Here is a 16,032-nt window from a genome sequence, read left to right as displayed (position 1 = left end):
CAACATGTCAAGTCAGGTCTACGAAAAGTTCACGCCGTTACACAACGCCAAGCTCGTTCTGGGGTATCTGACCTCTATGGTGGATGAGCAGGAAGACAATCTGCCCTACTGGCTGATACTGCCGCATAAGAAGCCTGCCGAGGCTGCCCATTGCCGGGTGGACGATGCGGAGCTGGTCGGCTCTTGGTATGAGGCGATAGACGCGGTACGCAAAATGCTGAAGACGGAGGAAGGCGCTGCGGTGCAGCAATCCTTTTACCGTCATCTCATGAAGTCCTGGGGAGAGCACGGCCTCCGCTTTCATGAGCCTTATCCGTGGACGCATACGAATCATAGCTCTTTTCACGAAATGGGCTATATTCTTCCTGCGCTGAACCGGATGCTGGAGAATGATCCCGGGGATCAGGAGGCGGAGAGCAGAGCGGCCGGGCTGGTCAGAGGAATGCGCTCTCTGGTGATCGAGCGGAAGGTTCGAACGTTCTGGTCGGGGGATTATGAGGAGCAGGAGCCCCTGTACGAATTCCCCAATGATGTGTACCTGCAGGACGGCGGCTTCGAGCTATCCAGGCATACCGGGCGGGGGGAGCAGGCGATCCGCAATGCCATTGTCCTACATTCTCTGGTGCGCAGATATGAAATTGCCGGAGATGAGGCCGCGCTTGATCTGGCAACGGGCATTGCCAACCATCTGCTCGGACCTTCTCGCTATTTCAATTACAGGATGGAATTCTTCGGCCATGTCCATTCCGCAGGCTGGGTAGCTTCCGGGCTGGTACGTCTGGGCCGGGTAACAGGCAAGGAGCGGTATATTACCGCAGGTAAAGGAATCTATGATTATATCCGCAGCCTGTCCTCCTCCTTCGGCTGGGTGCCGGAATATGCCCAGTGGCATCCGCCGCATGAGGAGCATTGCGAGACCTGCTGCATCAAGGATATGATCGAATGTGCGAATGAGCTGATTCTGGCCGGGTATGAGGAATATTGGGAGGATATGACCTTGTTTGCGCGGAACCAGCTGGTGGAGAATCAGCTTAAGGTATCATCCTACGTAGTCACAGACAACACCCGGCCTGACGAAGCAGGCATAACCTACAGGGAGATTGATAAAAGAATGATCGGGGGCTTCACCGGAGGCTCGCTCGTCAATTCCATGTCATTATCCAAGTTCCGCTCGATTGCGGGCTGTTGTGTCGGCATGGCTCCGGTAGCCCTGGAAATTGTATGGAACCGGGCGGTGGAATTCCAGAATGGAACGGTATTCGTCAACATGCCGGTGGATAAAGAGACGGACGAGGCTGCCGTCACCATGAGCTATCCCGACCGGGGCTATATGTCCATTACAGCCAAGCAGCCATGCGATGTTACGGTACGGGTCTATGACTGGATGGGGCAGAACCTCAGCATCAAGATTAACGGAGCCTTCTGCACACCTGAGAGGGAAGGAAATCTGCTTGTCATCCGCAGTGTAGGGGCAGGGGACACGGTTGAGCTTACGCATCCGCTGGAAACGCTGCTTGTGAAGGAGATCGTGCGCGGCGAGGAATACAAGGTATCTTGGAGAGGCTGTGATGTCGTGGATATCGCTCCCCGGGGTGAGCATTTGAGACTGTATCAGCGGGATCTGCGCATCCCGAAAGTGTATCCCACGCCGGAAGATGTTCACTTCACCGGAGCGGCGAATTACGGGCCTACCCAGCAGGCGCAGGGGAGCAAGTGATTTTAGCACTGGAGCATTCATAAGCCGTAATTAAAGCATAAGCCATAGCTAAGCCGCAATTGAAAAACCGCACCGCGCAGACATTGCTTGCGGGGTGCGGTTTTTTGGCGTTTTAGACAGAATATGGACTTCAGCGCCGGGTAGATATTTCTCTGTTGCCGGTGAAAATTGAGACTGTACGGCTCACTTATTATTGGTCTTCCCGACCAAGTCCACGCCATCGTAAGCCAGACTTTCCACACTTGCCGCCTTCTGCCGGAGGTAATGATCCAAAAAGGTCTTCGTATAGTCTGTAACCAGATTTCGCATCTCCATCGCATCCCGTTTGCCTCTGAGTTCCTCACTAACACCGGTAAACACGATGTCACAGTAATCTAAATGCGCAACCCGGTCAACAGAGAAATAATAGGTTTCTCTGCTATTGTTAGCGCCAATGATCGCATTCATGTTGTAGTTGGGTTCACGATACAGCAGCAGGAAGGGCGTATTAAGATCGCTATCGAGGAGACCGAATGCACCGCTATCCAAGCCAATCCCGCAGGTAAACCGGTCGTCGTCCCGGCAGACCATCGCCGTCGTAAGCCCACCATAAGAATGTCCGACGATGCCCATGCCGGTGTCAACAAGCAGTCTGCCTTTAAAGATAGAATCCAGCTCTCCAGTGTCCAGCTTGTACAGAACATCGGCTACAAAACGCACATCTTCTGCCTGTAACTCACTAAACTCTGTTAACTTGGCAAGTACCGGGAGTGCAAGCACGTTACGGCACATCTGAACGGCAGCTTCATCGTCAGGCCGCATCTCCATCTTACCAGCCAGCGCCAGCATCTCCGGATCTTCAGACAACGCTATGATAGCATCGGAGAAGTCCTTGGATACATTAAACAGACGTCCGTCTTTGCGCTTATACATCGTGCTATTCGGATGGCCGATGCTGACCACAACATACCCCATGCTGGCCAAGTCCGTACAGAGCACTGTGCCCCATTCCGGAGAGCCGCCCCCGCCGCAGACATAGAATAACACCGGATAGCGCTGCTCCTTCGCGGAGAGAGCAAGGTCGTCGTAACACCGGGTCTTGAACTCTATGGAGAAAAAATCGCTTGTAACATACCCGGTGACGAGCGGCTGATCCTTTAACATCCTGTAGACTTCAGGAAACATGTATGCTGATGTAGCTTTACCTTCGCTGCTGTCAGACGGATAGAACACGAATGCCGTCAGTTCTCTTGTAGAATGGTCCGAAGCCGTGTACTCCAGATCCATCTGAGTCCGACCAACCGTATAGCTGCCAACAGGTGCTGGAAAAACCTCGTAAGTTCTCATATGCTTGTTCATACACTTCTACTCCTTTGCTTTTTTAATATCGCTAACCAGCTCGGAATATTTATGATCTTCAAGCAGACCATGACCCATAAAGTCAGCAAAGTATTTGCTAAGCTTATGCTGCATCTGAGAATCCTTAATCCCGAATTCCCTATAAAACATGACTAAATTAAACTGCATAGATTCAAACATAAATGAAATCAGGTCATCGTCAATATCAGGCCGGAGATATCCGTCAACCCTCAGCCGCCGTATAATATCCTTGATCAAGGGGAAGGACTCGCCCTTTAGCACATTCAGATATACTTTCAGCAGTATGTCCTCGGGAATGTGTAAAAAAGTCTCAGTAAGCTTGATCTCCAGCTCATTCAGCGGCTCGGCCACCGTACCATTCACGTTACCAAATAAGCCGGTAAGGAAAGACCGGAACAGGGAATCTTCAGTACTGTTATTAAAATACGCAGCTCTTTTCCGGGTCACATTACGGATTAAGTGACAATACAGGTCATCTTTGTCTTCAAAATAACGGTAGAAGGTTCCGGGGTGCATGGACAAGCTATCCAGCACCATCTTCATCGATATATCCTCGTAAAGATGATCCACAAAAAGCTGCATAGCCCTGTTCGATATTTCCTCGCGCCTGGCTTCATCCAATCGAAAGAACGTATTTTTTGGCATCGCTTCCTCCTTTAATACGTGGTGTGAATCCATTCACACTATATCGATAATCAATTCACATGTCAAATATCCGAGCCGGAATAATGGCACAAAAAAACCACACCCCGCAAGCATCTCTTGCGAATTGTGGTTTCTAAGCGTTAGAGCAGAATACGAACTTCGCCGCTGGACAGATATTCCTCGTCGCCATTCGGATACCGGACCTTCAGGCGGCAGTCGTTGTCGATATCAACGGCGGTTGCCGCTTGCTCTTTATGCTCCTTAACAACCATGACCGTCTCACCCAGCGACATCATGCGCTGCCGGTATTCGGGCAGAAACAGCCGTTCCTTAAGCTGCTCATAATAGCCCATGAAGCGGTTCAGCACTTCGGCTGTAAGCCGGTTGCGCAGATCGCCTGGAGGCTTGTCCTCCTTGTATACAGAGGTTGCAATCTCAGAGAGTGCGGCGGGGAAGCCCGCTGCGGGCAGCGCCACATTGATCCCGATCCCGAGTACGGCATAATCCAGCCACTCATTCTCCAGGGACAGGGAAGCCTCGGTGAGGATTCCGCACACCTTTTTACCGTTCATGAATACGTCATTCACCCATTTGATCTGCGTGCTGAGGCCGGACACACTCTCGATCGCCAGAGCCACCGCAACGGCAGCAGAGGTAGTCAGAAGCGTAGCATCCGCCGCCGACAGCCGGGGTCGCAGCAGAATGCTCATATAGATGCCCGTCCCCGCAGGGGAAAAGAAAGGCCGGCCTTTCCGGCCCCGCCCGGCGGTCTGCTCCTCCGAGAGGATGACTTTGCCTTCCGCTTCACCGCCGGAAGCCAGCGCCTTCACCAGCTCGTTCGTGGAAGCCACGCTCTTGAAAACTTCAAGCCGCAGCGTTTGCCCCCTGTCATCCAGGTATTTGGCGACCGCTGCGGCGGACAGAATGTCCGTCTGCGGGGACAGGGAGTATCCCTTATTGGTGACGGCCTGAATGGAATAGCCGTCACTCTGCAGCGCTTTGATGGCCTTCCACACTGCGCTGCGCGTCACGGATAACCGCCCGGCGATGTCCTCGCCGGAGAAGTATTCACCCTTATTGCTATCCAGTAAGGCCAGGATATGTTCTTTAACTGTCATGCCTATAACCCTCCACAAGTATAACGTTCCGATCTCATCTCTTTAAATATATTAACATGCTTAGGATCATTAGAAAAATCAGGTATACTCACATCGTAATTGTGAACCTATTAATAATTTATGGTTTACAATGAAGACGTCCTCCACTATAATTCAGCTTGTTGGCTGGACTCCCTAACCGGAAGGCCGCCCAATTCCTGTATCTTATCTTGTGGAGGTTATTGAATTGAGAATCAAAGAGTTAGTCTATGCGGCCTTATTCGCCGCGCTTATCGCGGTGCTGGGCTTGATTCCGCCCGTATCCTTAGGCATTATTCCTGTACCTGTCACTGCCCAGACGCTTGGCGTCATGCTGGCCGGCTGTTTTCTGGGCTGGCGGACAGGCGCACTCAGCCTGATCATTTTTCTTATCCTTATCGCTTTAGGCTTGCCGGTATTACCAGGCGGACGCGGCGGGCTGGCCATACTCGTTGGACCGACAGCAGGCTATCTGTTCAGCTGGCCGCTGGCCGCCGGGCTGATCGGCTGGTTCGCTGAAGCGGTCTGGCCGAAGCTCCGGGCCTGGAAGCTATTCACCGTTAATCTGATCTTTGGCGTTCTGCTCGTTAATCTAATCGGCGCTTCGACCATGGCCTGGATTACGAATACTCCGCTCTGGACCGGACTTGCCGGGTCTGCGGCTTTTCTGCCCGGAGATCTGATCAAGGCTCTGTTGGCCGCCGTCATCACCATGCAGCTCCGGGCGTTCAGTCCGGTTGAGGAGAAGAGGGGGGCGTGAGATTCCGGTGAATCTGGCAGAACACATTCTGGAACGTGCCGCACTCGTCCCTCACCGTATTGCAATTTCAGATGGACACGAAGACTGTACCTATGAGCAGCTCACGAAGCGGGTTCAACAGGTTGCCAGCGGTCTGCGGCAGGGCGGACACACGAATCAGACCGTTGCGCTTCTGTCCGGTAACCGCATGGAATTCGCCGAATTTGTCCTGGGTGCTATCTATGCAGGCTGCACTCCCGTGCTGCTGGACCCGAAATGGTCTCCAGCAGCGCTGGGGCAGGTCATCCGGCAATGCGCTCCCGGGCTGATTGTCAGTGAAGCATGCTTCGCAGCTGATCTGACTGGTCGTTACAGCGGAATTCCCCAGCTATATTTCGGCAGGGAACAGGTCTCCGGCAGTTATGAGGCTTGGTCGGCAGGCTTCGGGCCGGAGGCTGAAGCCGCAGATAGCCCTGAACTGCTGTTCATCGGGTATACCTCTGGCACCACAGGTATCCCGAAGGGGTATATGCGGACCCATCAGTCGTGGTTCAGCAGCTTGGAGGCTACAGAGAAGGCGTTCAGCCTGAACCGGATGCAGCATGTGCTTGCGCCCGGGCCGTTCGTGCATTCGCTGTCGCTGTTCGCGCTGCTGCAATCCCTGTACAGCAGAGCCACGTTCCATCTCCTTCCGGAATTCGATGCAGAGCGTGTGCTCACCCTGTGCTCCCGTGTACCGGATATGATTCTGTTCGTTGTGCCCGCTATGACCGAGGCGTTATTGCGCCAAGCGGAGTCAAGCAACGCCGAGGTGTCCATCCAGGCCTTGATTAGCTCCGGCGGCAAATGGCCTGTGTCTTCTATACCTAAGTGCCGCGAGAGGTTCAACGGGGTTAGGCTCTATGAGTATTACGGCTCCTCTGAAGCCAGCTACATCAGCTATCTGGAGCTTACCGGAGCGGAGCCGCAGGACTCTCTGGGCCAGCCGTTCAGCGGTGTAGAGCTATTGATCTGCGATGAACAGTTCCGCGAGGTTCCTCAAGGCACAGTGGGGGAGCTATACATCCGCAGCGATATGATCTTCTCCGGATATCATCTCCTGCCGGAAGAGACGGCGCGGGTATTCCGGGACGGCTGGCTGCGCACAGGAGATTACGTATATCAGGACCGGCAGATGCATCTGCGCCTGGCCGGACGCGCGGGCAGTATGATCAAGAGCGGGGGGCTCAAGGTGTTCCCGGAAGAAGTGGAAGCGGTGCTGCTTCGCCATCCGAATATCCGGGAGGCGATGGTGTTCGGCATACCGGATGAACGCTGGGGGGAGCAGGTAACGTTACTGATACAGTGGCAGGGCCAGGAACGGCTTACGCTCGATGAGATCAGCAAGTATTGCCGCCCCTATCTGGCCAGCTACAAGCTGCCTAAGAAGTTGTTTAACGTAGAGGGATTCAGCTACACCGGTTCCGGCAAAATCGCCCGCCAGCTCATGAAGAGCCGCGTGGTAGAGGGGTTGACATGAAGAAGGCCGTGCAGGAAGAAGTTTCGCCCATACTCGTTTTTGACCAGGTCGATTTTGCTTACCGGAGAGGGCAGCCGGTTCTCCGTCAGCTCAGCTTTGACATACGCCAAGGCGAATTCGTTGCCATCATCGGCGCGAATGGCAGCGGTAAATCCACCATCGCCAAGCTAATGAACGGATTGCTGCTGCCAAGAGCCGGAGAGGTGAGGCTGGGAGCGCTGAGTACCTCGGAGCGCCAGAATCTCGTAAGCATCCGCGAGCAGGCCGGACTGGTCTTCCAGAATCCTGACGATCAGTTCATTACGGCTTCCGTGCTGGATGAGGTGGTCTTCGGGCTGGAGAATCTGCGTGTCCCGGGAACCGCAATGCTCAGCCGGGCAACCCGTGCACTGCAAGCCGTTCACATGGAAGACTATATGGACGCCGCTCCGCATCAGCTGTCGGGCGGGCAGAAGCAGCGGGTTGCCGTGGCAGCTGTTCTGGCAATGGAGCCCTCCATCCTCATCCTGGATGAAGCCACCTCCATGCTTGATCCGCAGGGCAGGCAGGACCTTCTTCAGGTGATGCGCATGCTTCACCAGCAAGGGCTGACGATCATCCACATTACCCATCATATGGATGAGATACTGCCTTCTGACCGTGTGCTGCTGCTTAGCCGGGGAGAGCTGGCTTTTGACGGGACGCCCTCCGGCTTGTTCAGCACTGTAAGCATGAGTGAGCATCAGCTTGCGCCTCCTTTTGCCGTAAGATTATTCCAGGCGCTCGGGCTGGATGCCCCGTTGCAAGCAGAATGGAAGGAGACGATCAGAAGCGAATGGTCTACGCATTGCAGGATGTAAGTGTGAAGATGAACGGGCGGGACATTCTTGAGTCGGTAAGCTGCACGCTTCAGGAGGGCAAATGGATTTCGGTTATCGGAAAGTCAGGGGCCGGCAAATCCACCCTCGCCAAAGTATTCAAGGGTCTGCTGCCGATCTCTAATGGCGAATATACGTACCGTCAGCAGCCGTTGCCAAGGGATCCGCAAGGCAGGCTGAAGGCTGTTCCGCACATCGGCTATGTCTTTCAGTATCCGGAGCAGCAGCTGTTTGCGGCAACGGTGTATCAGGAGCTGGCTTTTGCGCTTAGTATGAGGGGGGAATCCCGGGCGAACGTGGAGCAAGCGATTCGGCAGGTCATGGAGCAGTTGGGCTTACCCGCAGCGCTGCTCCAGCAGCATCCCTTACAGTTAAGTGGCGGACTTAAGCGGCTGGTGGCTATCGCTTCTGTGCTGATCGCCGGGCCAGAGCTGCTTATTCTGGATGAACCTACCGCAGGGCTTGATCACGGGAACAAGAACGACTTGCTCAGGCGGCTAAAAAGCTGGCAGGAGGAGCACAAGCGGACCGTGCTGTTCCTGTCCCATCAGCTGGAGGATGTTGCCGAATACTCGGATGAGGTGATTATTATGGGGCAGGGCCGCTTGTTAGGACATTGGGAGGCAAACGAACTGTTCCTGAAGCAGGCAGATTGCATGGGGCAAGCGGGTCTGCCTGCACCGGAACCGATTCAGCTCTTGAGAATCATTGAGGAAGTATCTGGAGCGAAGCCACGGCCTGCAAGCTGCAGGGAAGCAGAGATTTTTCGAATGGTGAATGCTATCTGGCAGGCAAGAGGTCTCTGAACGATGACGGATAAAATCATATTCGGGCAGTATGTCCCCTCAAACTCCGTCATCCACCGGCTTGATCCGCGAACCAAGCTGCTCATCCTTGTAGCCTTCACAATTGGCAGTATGCATCTCCAGGCTATTACCGGATATATTGCTGCGACAGTTCTGGCGGGAGGACAGCTCCTCTTGTCCAGAGTTCCGCTTCGAATGCTCTTACGGGCATTGCGGCCGATTCTATTCATCCTGCTGCTGCCAATGCTCTATCATCTCCTGTTCAACCAGGAAGGACTCAGGAATGAGCTCTTCGCACTCTGGAGGATTCTGCTCCTGGTCTCGCTTGCTCTCATCCTGACATTAACGACGAAACCGCTCGATCTGGCCAAAGGTCTGGAACAGCTGTGCAAGCCGTTATCCCGTCTGGGCGTTCCGGTAGAAGCGCTGGCCTTGACGGTCATGCTGGCTATTCGTTTTATCCCCACCATTACCCAGGAGCTGGACCGCATTCTTGTGGCGCAACAGGCCAGAGGGTATGATATCAAGGATACCAAAGGCCTTAACCGGGTACAGGCTTACATCCAATTAGTGATTCCGCTGCTCGTCACCACCCTTGCGCGGGCGGAGCAGCTGGCGATGACGATTGAGGCAAGGGCTTACGGAAACGGGAAGGGACGGACTTCCTATAGGTTGCTAAAATATGCACGGATGGATTATGCAGCCGGCGGGATCATGCTTGCGTATGTTCTGCTGGGAATTCTGCTGGAGAGATGAGGGGATAGAGCTTGAACAGAACAGCCATACTGGAGCGGCTTCAGTCAGAGCTGCGCGAAGGCAACCATATTATCGGTGTCTCGACAGGCACGGGAATTACAGCCAAGGTTGCCGCTGACAGCGGAGCAGACTTCATTCTAATGCTGAACTCCGGCAAGTTCCGGCAGATGGGGAGAAGCTCGCTGGCGGGGTTCCTGCCCTTCTGCAACAGTAATGAAATGGTGATGGATTTTGCCTCGAAGGAGATTGTACCGCTGGTTAGAGACACTCCGGTGCTGTTCGGGCTGAATGCGAATGATCCAACGAGAGAAATGTCCCTGTATATAGAAGAGATTAAGGCCAGAGGCTTCGCGGGAGTGAATAATTATCCGACGGTCGGCCTGATTGACGGGGTATTCAGAGAGGCATTGGAGGAAGACGGCATCAGCTATGACAGGGAGGTGGAGGCTATACGTCTGGCTCATCAGCAGGAGCTGTTCACAGTGGCCTTCGTCTTCGACGAAGCCCAGGCGGTCCAGATGGCAGAGGCGGGAGCGGATGTGATCTGTGTGCATCTCGGCCTGACTGTAGGCGGATTGCTGGGGGCGCGGAAGGTGGTCTCTCTGGAAGCTGCCAAGGCGAAGGCGCTGCGTATTCTCACTGCCTGCGGAGAGGTTAAGCCTGAAGTCATTAAGATGATCTACGGCGGTCCGGTCAAGACTCCGGTTGACGTCCAGTATATGTACAGCAGCAACACGCAGATTATGGGCTACATTGGCGGCTCTGCCTTTGAACGGATTCCCTCCGAGCAGTCGATTACAGCCATAACCCGCGATTTCAAGCGCCTGGGCAAGCTGGATGAGGATGATCTCATGGTCAAGATGCTCAGCGGCATCACCCGGCATTACGATTACGTAGAATTCGTCAAAGAGTATGTCGCCCAGAATTACAGCGAGGAAGTAGTGTTCGCGGATCTGGCCAAGGTGGCGCATGTGTCGCGCAGTTATTTGAGCAGCTTGTTTAAAAAGGAAGTAGGGTGCAGCTTCCAGAACTATCTGGTCGGCTTCCGTATGCAAAAGGCTGCCATCCTGCTCCAGGCCCCGCATCTGCAATTATCCGAGGTGTCCACAATGGTCGGCTACCCCGACTATGCCCAGTTCAGCCGAATGTTCAAAAAGCTGATGGGCAGCTCGCCCAAGCAGTACAAATCTAACCTAAACACAAAAACATAGAACATAAAAGCGTTTTCATCCATAAAAATGCCCGGTATGATGAATCTATGATTCGTATACGAGGAGGCCACAGAATGAAGACGATCGCCATAGCTGGAACGTTTGATACGAAGGGTGAGGAGTATCTGTACATCAAGCAGCTTGCAGAGGAGCTGGGCCTCAGAGCCCTGATGATCCATACCGGTGTATTCGAGCCAGCCTTTCAACCCGATGTGTCTAACCGGGAGGTCGCATCCGCCGCTGGTGTGGAGCTGGACGAGCTTGCCGCGAAGAAGGACCGGGCGTTAGCTACAGAGGTCTTGTCCAAGGGGCTGGAGAAGCTTGCTCCCCGGTTATACCAGGAGGGGAAATTTGACGGCATCATATCCTTCGGGGGCACCGGCGGAACTTCACTGGTTGCCCCTGCCATGAGAGCCTTGCCGATCGGCGTACCGAAGGTGCTGGTATCCACGGTTGCCTCCGGAAATACCGCCCCCTATGTCGGGACCAGCGATATTATGATGATTCCGTCTGTCGTGGATGTCTCAGGCCTCAATTCGATCTCGACGAGAATATTCAGCAATGCGATGTTTGCCATCGCGGGCATGCTCATGTTCGAACCAGACTATGAACCGGAGAAAAAGCCGCTGGTCGCAGCCACTATGTTCGGAGTGACCACGCCGTGTGTGACCGAAGCGCGCAAATACCTGGAGGAGCGCGGCTACGAGGTGCTGGTATTCCATGCTACCGGAATCGGCGGACAATCGATGGAGGCGCTGATCGAAGCGGGCTTCATTGAAGGGGTGCTGGACTTAACCACCACCGAATGGGCAGATGAATTAATCGGCGGCGTCTTGAACGCAGGGCCGCACCGCCTGGAGGCCGCAGGCCGCAACCGCATTCCGCAGGTCGTCTCGGTGGGGGCCCTGGACATGTGCAACTTCGGCCCGGCGGATACCGTACCGGAGAAGTTCAAGGATCGCAAATTCTATCATCATAACCCGACCGTTACGCTGATGCGGACGACAGTGGAAGAGAATGAACAGCTCGGCAGGAAGCTGGCCGAGAAGCTCAATAGGGCAACGGAGAGTACGGTGCTTATGCTGCCGCTTGGCGGTATTTCGGCGATTGATGTGGAGGGTCAGCCCTTCTACGGCCCTGAAGAGGACCGGATGCTGTTCGATACCCTGCGCCGGCAGGTGGACCGCTCAAGGGTTGAACTGATCGAAATGGACGAGGCGATCAACGATCCGGCCTTTGCCGGGGCAGCAGCCCAGAAGCTGATTGATCTCATGCAGGCCGCGAAGGCCTGAACCCCACAATAAGGAGGAGCTACTAATGAATAAGCAGACCAGAGCTGAGATTATGGACAGATTCAAGCAAGAGGTGAAGGCGGGTAAGATTCTTCTTGGTGTCGGGGCAGGCACGGGGATTACCGCCAAGAGTAGTGAGGCAGGCGGAGCGGATATGCTGATTGTGTACAATTCCGGGCGTTACAGAATGGCAGGACGCGGTTCACTGGCAGGCTTGCTGTCGTATGGCGACGCCAATCAGATTGTAGTGGAGATGGGCTCGGAGGTGCTGCCTGTCGTCAAGGATACGCCCGTTCTGGCAGGGGTATGCGGCACCGACCCGTTCCGGGTGATGGAGGTATTCCTGAAGCAGCTGAAGGAGCAGGGCTTCAGCGGTGTGCAGAATTTCCCGACCGTGGGTCTGATCGATGGCGTCTTCCGCCAGAATCTGGAGGAGACCGGTATGGGCTACGGCCTGGAGGTTGAAATGATCCGCATCGCCCATGAGCTGGATATGCTGACGACCCCCTATGTGTTCGACCCTGAACAGGCACGGGCCATGGCAGAGGCGGGTGCAGATATTCTGGTCGCCCACATGGGCCTCACCACCAAGGGCACGATTGGTGCAGTTACCGCGTTGACCCTGGACGATTGTGTAGAGCGTATTGAAGCGATTATCGAAGCCGGACGGGCGGTCAACCCGGAGATTATGATTATCTGCCACGGCGGCCCGATTGCCGAGCCGGAAGATGCGGCTTATGTCATTCAGCGGACGAAGGGCATCCATGGATTCTTCGGCGCTTCAAGCATCGAGCGCTTCGCGGCGGAGCAGGGAATTACCCGCCAGACCGAGTCGTTCAAAGCAATTGGGCAATAAGCGCAGGCGTACGGCATTAAAGCCCTTGATACTTTCAAGGGCTTTTTTGGGGTTCAACCGTATGCGAAAACCGAATACATCGGGGCACAGCTGTCCGGCTTTAAACTAATTTTAAACAGGGCAGTACGCTCGATTTAACCTTCACCTGATAAGCTGATGTACATATACAAAGGGAGGGTTAACATCATGAATCCATTGCTTCGCAAAGCAGTATTGTCAGCAGTCTTGTGCAGTTTCACTCTAATTACCGGTAGGGGAGCTGTGCATGCGGAAGGGGCGCCTGCAGCTGACGTTAAGAGTACGATGTCCGCAGAGGCCGGCTGGAAGGAGAACGTCCGGGCTACTGCGAACATCATCACAACTGTTAAGGCTGAGAAGGGCGACACTTATTCCGATCTGGCGTTTCTTCAGCCGATTCTGGCGGATAAACGGATTGTGAGCTTGGGCGAGGCCTCGCATGGGGCGGCCGAATATAATTCGGTGAAGGTAAGGCTAATTAAGTATCTGCATGAAAAGCTGGGCTATAACGTCATCGCCTTCGAGTCCAACCTGGCGGATGCTGCCGCAGCGTATACACAGGTTCAGGAGCTGAAGCCGCAACAGCTGATGGAGAACTCCATCTACGGCGTATGGCAGGTGGAAGAGAATCTGCCGCTGTTCGAGTACATAGCGGAGCAGAGCCGTACAGATCATCCGCTGATGCTGACCGGGTTTGACTCCCAAGCCGCCACAGACTCTTTTATTACGTTTGTTGAACAATGGTTTGCCGGGGTGGACTCTTCTAAAGCCAAAGCGTTTACCCGGACGGAAGAATGGTATTTGAAGCTTAATATGATTGATGATATCGGAGAGTTTACAGCCCAGAAGGATGCAATCAAGCGCAAATATATGATTTTCCAGGCATTCGTGAAAGAACATAAGGCTTCATTGAGCAAAGTCTATCCCAAACAGCCCAAGCTGGTGCCGACTCTTGAGCGTGTGCTCCAGAACAGGATCGATATGCTGGATTATTACCATCCTCATATTGTACAGCTGCTGGCCGGGGTAGACCCGGAGAAGCACGTTAAGCAGGGGAGCTATGAGAGAGATCGCGTGATGGCAGGGAATGTGGCTTGGCTCGCAAACACAGCCTATCCGGGGGAAAAGATTATTCTGTGGGGACACAACTACCATATCCGCAAACACAATTCTACGATGATTACCGAGCATAATGGATTCGGTTATGATCAGACACCCTATCCTACGATGGGGGAGCTGCTGCCTTGGTCCCTGAAGCAAGATAACTATGTGATCGGATTATATGCTTATGAAGGAAGTGCGCACAAGAACAACGGTAAGGTGGAGCAGATTATGCCGCATGACAAGGGAAGTCTTGAAGAGATTATAGGTGCAGGCATGGGCGCTGCGCAGTTTATCAACTTAAGAGACACCACGTTAAGCGCGTCCACGGAATGGATGTACACCCCGCGTACCGCCAAGGCATGGGGAGTCCTCAATGAGATAATGATCCCGCGCGAACAGTATGACGGGATACTGCTCATTCAACAGCTTCATCCTTCCACCCCGGTAAAAGATTAGTCTCGCAGCATGTAACAGCTTCTATATTAGCTGGAAATGGGCACTCTTTAATTAAAGAGTGTCTTTTTCGAATATTAAGAGAGGATATGATATAAATCACAGAATGGTCACAGACTCTAGCCGCTATAGCCAGTTTGGGCTATAGGCACTTCAATTCCTTTTATTTACACTTAATTCGGGTTTGCACAAGAAACCATCCTACAGTGGGGGTGAACAATGCTTGTAGTGAAAAGGTGTGAATGCTCCATCAGCATCAGGGTTCTCGTCTTCATGATTCTAGGCATGTTAATCTGCTCCTTCAATCATGGCACCATTGTAAGCGCAGACACCAGCACCGGAGTCCTTCCGCTGCAGCCCATCATCGACTCAGCCCGTGAGGGAGATTTCATCACCCTGGCTCCGGGAGCCTATTCCGGTCCGGTCCGGCTGGATAAGCAAGTGACGATTAACGGTAACGGCGAGGCGATTCTGCTGCACACGGTAAAGGACGAGCAGGCGGCGGTGCTGATCACGGCAGACGGTGTAAGGCTTGAGAACCTGAAGATTCAGCAGAGTAACGACGGGGAAGCTGCGGCTGTACGCGTTGAAGCGGACAGGGTCACCCTGAAGGGGCTGGTCATTCATTCGGCAGGGTACGGCATACTGCTTCGTGAAGCCGATGGCGGGGTGATCTCGGACAATACAATAAGCTGGTTCATCCCCACAGGAGAAGCACCGGGAACGAGAGGCAACGGGATCGATCTCTATAACTCTCACGGCGCTGTGATCCGGGGCAACGACATCGCTTATCTGCGGGATGGCATCTATCTGGAGAATAGCCGCAATACGGTGGTGGACCAGAACAAGCTTGCTTATCTGCGGTACGGGGTCCACTGCATGTATATCAATGGCTCGAAGGTCACTAACAACACCGGTGAATACAACATTACCGGCGCGATGGTGATGGGTGTTACGGGTGTGGTGGTGTCCGGGAACTCCTTCCGCAAGCAGAGCCGGAATGTGCATTCACAGGGAATTCTGCTCTACGATGTACGGAATTCCGCGATTATGAACAACCGGGTGGAAGGCAACCGGGTGGGGATTTACATGCAGCAGTCCTCGGATAACAAGCTGCAGCAGAATCTGGTGCTCCGCAACTATATCGGCGTGCAGTTCGAGAATGCAGAGGGCAACCGCTTTGAGCGTAACGGGTTTGTGGCAAACGTCATTGAGGCCCAGGCCACTGGCAGCAGGGACAATGAGATGAACGGGAATTACTGGGACGCCTTTGGCGGACTGGATCTCACGGGGGATGGGGTCAGCGACCTGAAGTATGCGATCAACCCCTTCTATCAGCAATTGGTTACGGGGAATGCGGCGTATCAGCTGTTTTTCCAGTCACCGGGGATGACGTTCCTGAGCGATATGTACACCGGCGGTTCGGCAGGGTGGTCCACCGATTCAGCGCCGCTCATGCAGCTTGACGCAGGTACAGTTAGCCCGGATCAGGCGGCAGGCGGACAAGGCACGGTCATGGTAGCGGGCTGGCTGCTGCTGTTCCTATCCGTAATTACAATCATAT

General features: G+C 54.0%; 14 protein-coding genes. 11 read left to right on the top strand and 3 right to left on the bottom strand.

Annotation, left to right across the window (positions count from 1 at the left end):
- Positions 1–4 precede the first annotated feature (4 nt).
- Entirely contained in the window at positions 5–1,717 is a 1,713-nt protein-coding gene (locus tag C173_RS17890; RefSeq protein WP_036727032.1) for a beta-L-arabinofuranosidase domain-containing protein, read from the top strand.
- A 183-nt stretch (positions 1,718–1,900) separates the two neighbouring features.
- Here the strand turns inward: C173_RS17890 and C173_RS17885 are convergent, their stop codons facing one another.
- The 3 genes from C173_RS17885 to C173_RS17875 form a co-directional block, all read right to left on the bottom strand.
- Complete coding sequence (locus C173_RS17885) at positions 1,901–3,043, bottom strand: alpha/beta hydrolase (RefSeq protein WP_036727064.1); 1,143 nt, start codon at positions 3,041–3,043, stop codon at positions 1,901–1,903.
- 18 nt (positions 3,044–3,061) lie between these two features.
- Entirely contained in the window at positions 3,062–3,721 is a 660-nt protein-coding gene (locus C173_RS17880) for a TetR/AcrR family transcriptional regulator (RefSeq protein WP_036727030.1), read from the bottom strand.
- A 140-nt stretch (positions 3,722–3,861) separates the two neighbouring features.
- Entirely contained in the window at positions 3,862–4,839 is a 978-nt protein-coding gene (locus C173_RS17875; protein ID WP_036727028.1) for a biotin--[acetyl-CoA-carboxylase] ligase, read from the bottom strand.
- Between the two features lie 226 nt (positions 4,840–5,065).
- Between C173_RS17875 and C173_RS17870 the strand changes: the two genes are divergently transcribed.
- The 10 genes from C173_RS17870 to C173_RS17825 form a co-directional block, all read left to right on the top strand.
- The gene (locus C173_RS17870; protein ID WP_036727026.1) at positions 5,066–5,617 is read left to right on the top strand and encodes a biotin transporter BioY; all 552 of its coding nucleotides are present in this window, start codon (positions 5,066–5,068) and stop codon (positions 5,615–5,617) included.
- A gap of 7 nt (positions 5,618–5,624) precedes the next feature.
- Entirely contained in the window at positions 5,625–7,115 is a 1,491-nt protein-coding gene (locus C173_RS17865; protein ID WP_036727024.1) for a class I adenylate-forming enzyme family protein, read from the top strand.
- Positions 7,112–7,954, top strand: a complete 843-nt coding sequence (locus C173_RS17860; RefSeq protein ID WP_036727023.1) for an energy-coupling factor transporter ATPase — start codon at positions 7,112–7,114, stop codon at positions 7,952–7,954. Before C173_RS17865 ends, C173_RS17860 begins: the two co-directional genes overlap by 4 nt.
- Positions 7,906–8,778 carry an ATP-binding cassette domain-containing protein gene (locus C173_RS17855; RefSeq protein ID WP_235191939.1) on the top strand — a complete coding sequence of 291 codons (873 nt, stop codon included), beginning with the start codon at positions 7,906–7,908 and terminating at the stop codon, positions 8,776–8,778. Before C173_RS17860 ends, C173_RS17855 begins: the two co-directional genes overlap by 49 nt.
- 3 nt (positions 8,779–8,781) lie before the next feature.
- A complete protein-coding gene (locus C173_RS17850; protein WP_036727020.1) occupies positions 8,782–9,534 on the top strand; it encodes an energy-coupling factor transporter transmembrane component T family protein in 753 nt (250 codons plus the stop codon).
- Between the two features lie 11 nt (positions 9,535–9,545).
- A complete protein-coding gene (locus tag C173_RS17845; protein ID WP_036727018.1) occupies positions 9,546–10,745 on the top strand; it encodes a phosphoenolpyruvate hydrolase family protein in 1,200 nt (399 codons plus the stop codon).
- Between the two features lie 74 nt (positions 10,746–10,819).
- Positions 10,820–12,037, top strand: a complete 1,218-nt coding sequence (locus C173_RS17840) for a Tm-1-like ATP-binding domain-containing protein (protein WP_036727016.1) — start codon at positions 10,820–10,822, stop codon at positions 12,035–12,037.
- A 25-nt stretch (positions 12,038–12,062) separates the two neighbouring features.
- Positions 12,063–12,893: a phosphoenolpyruvate hydrolase family protein gene (locus C173_RS17835; RefSeq protein ID WP_036727015.1), complete on the top strand. Its 831-nt coding sequence runs from the start codon at positions 12,063–12,065 to the stop codon at positions 12,891–12,893.
- A gap of 186 nt (positions 12,894–13,079) precedes the next feature.
- Positions 13,080–14,471, top strand: a complete 1,392-nt coding sequence (locus C173_RS17830; RefSeq protein WP_162174701.1) for an erythromycin esterase family protein — start codon at positions 13,080–13,082, stop codon at positions 14,469–14,471.
- Positions 14,472–14,741: 270 nt separating this feature from the next.
- Positions 14,742–16,032 (top strand): NosD domain-containing protein (locus C173_RS17825; RefSeq protein WP_235191938.1); only part of this gene is annotated, 1,291 nt, incomplete at its 3' end.

The organism is Paenibacillus sp. FSL R7-277 (genome assembly GCF_000517965.1).
Lineage (GTDB): Bacteria > Bacillota > Bacilli > Paenibacillales > Paenibacillaceae > Paenibacillus_AQ > Paenibacillus_AQ silagei.
The sequence above is the reverse complement of the archived record's forward strand: the minus strand, read 5'-3'. Positions and strand labels throughout refer to the sequence as shown.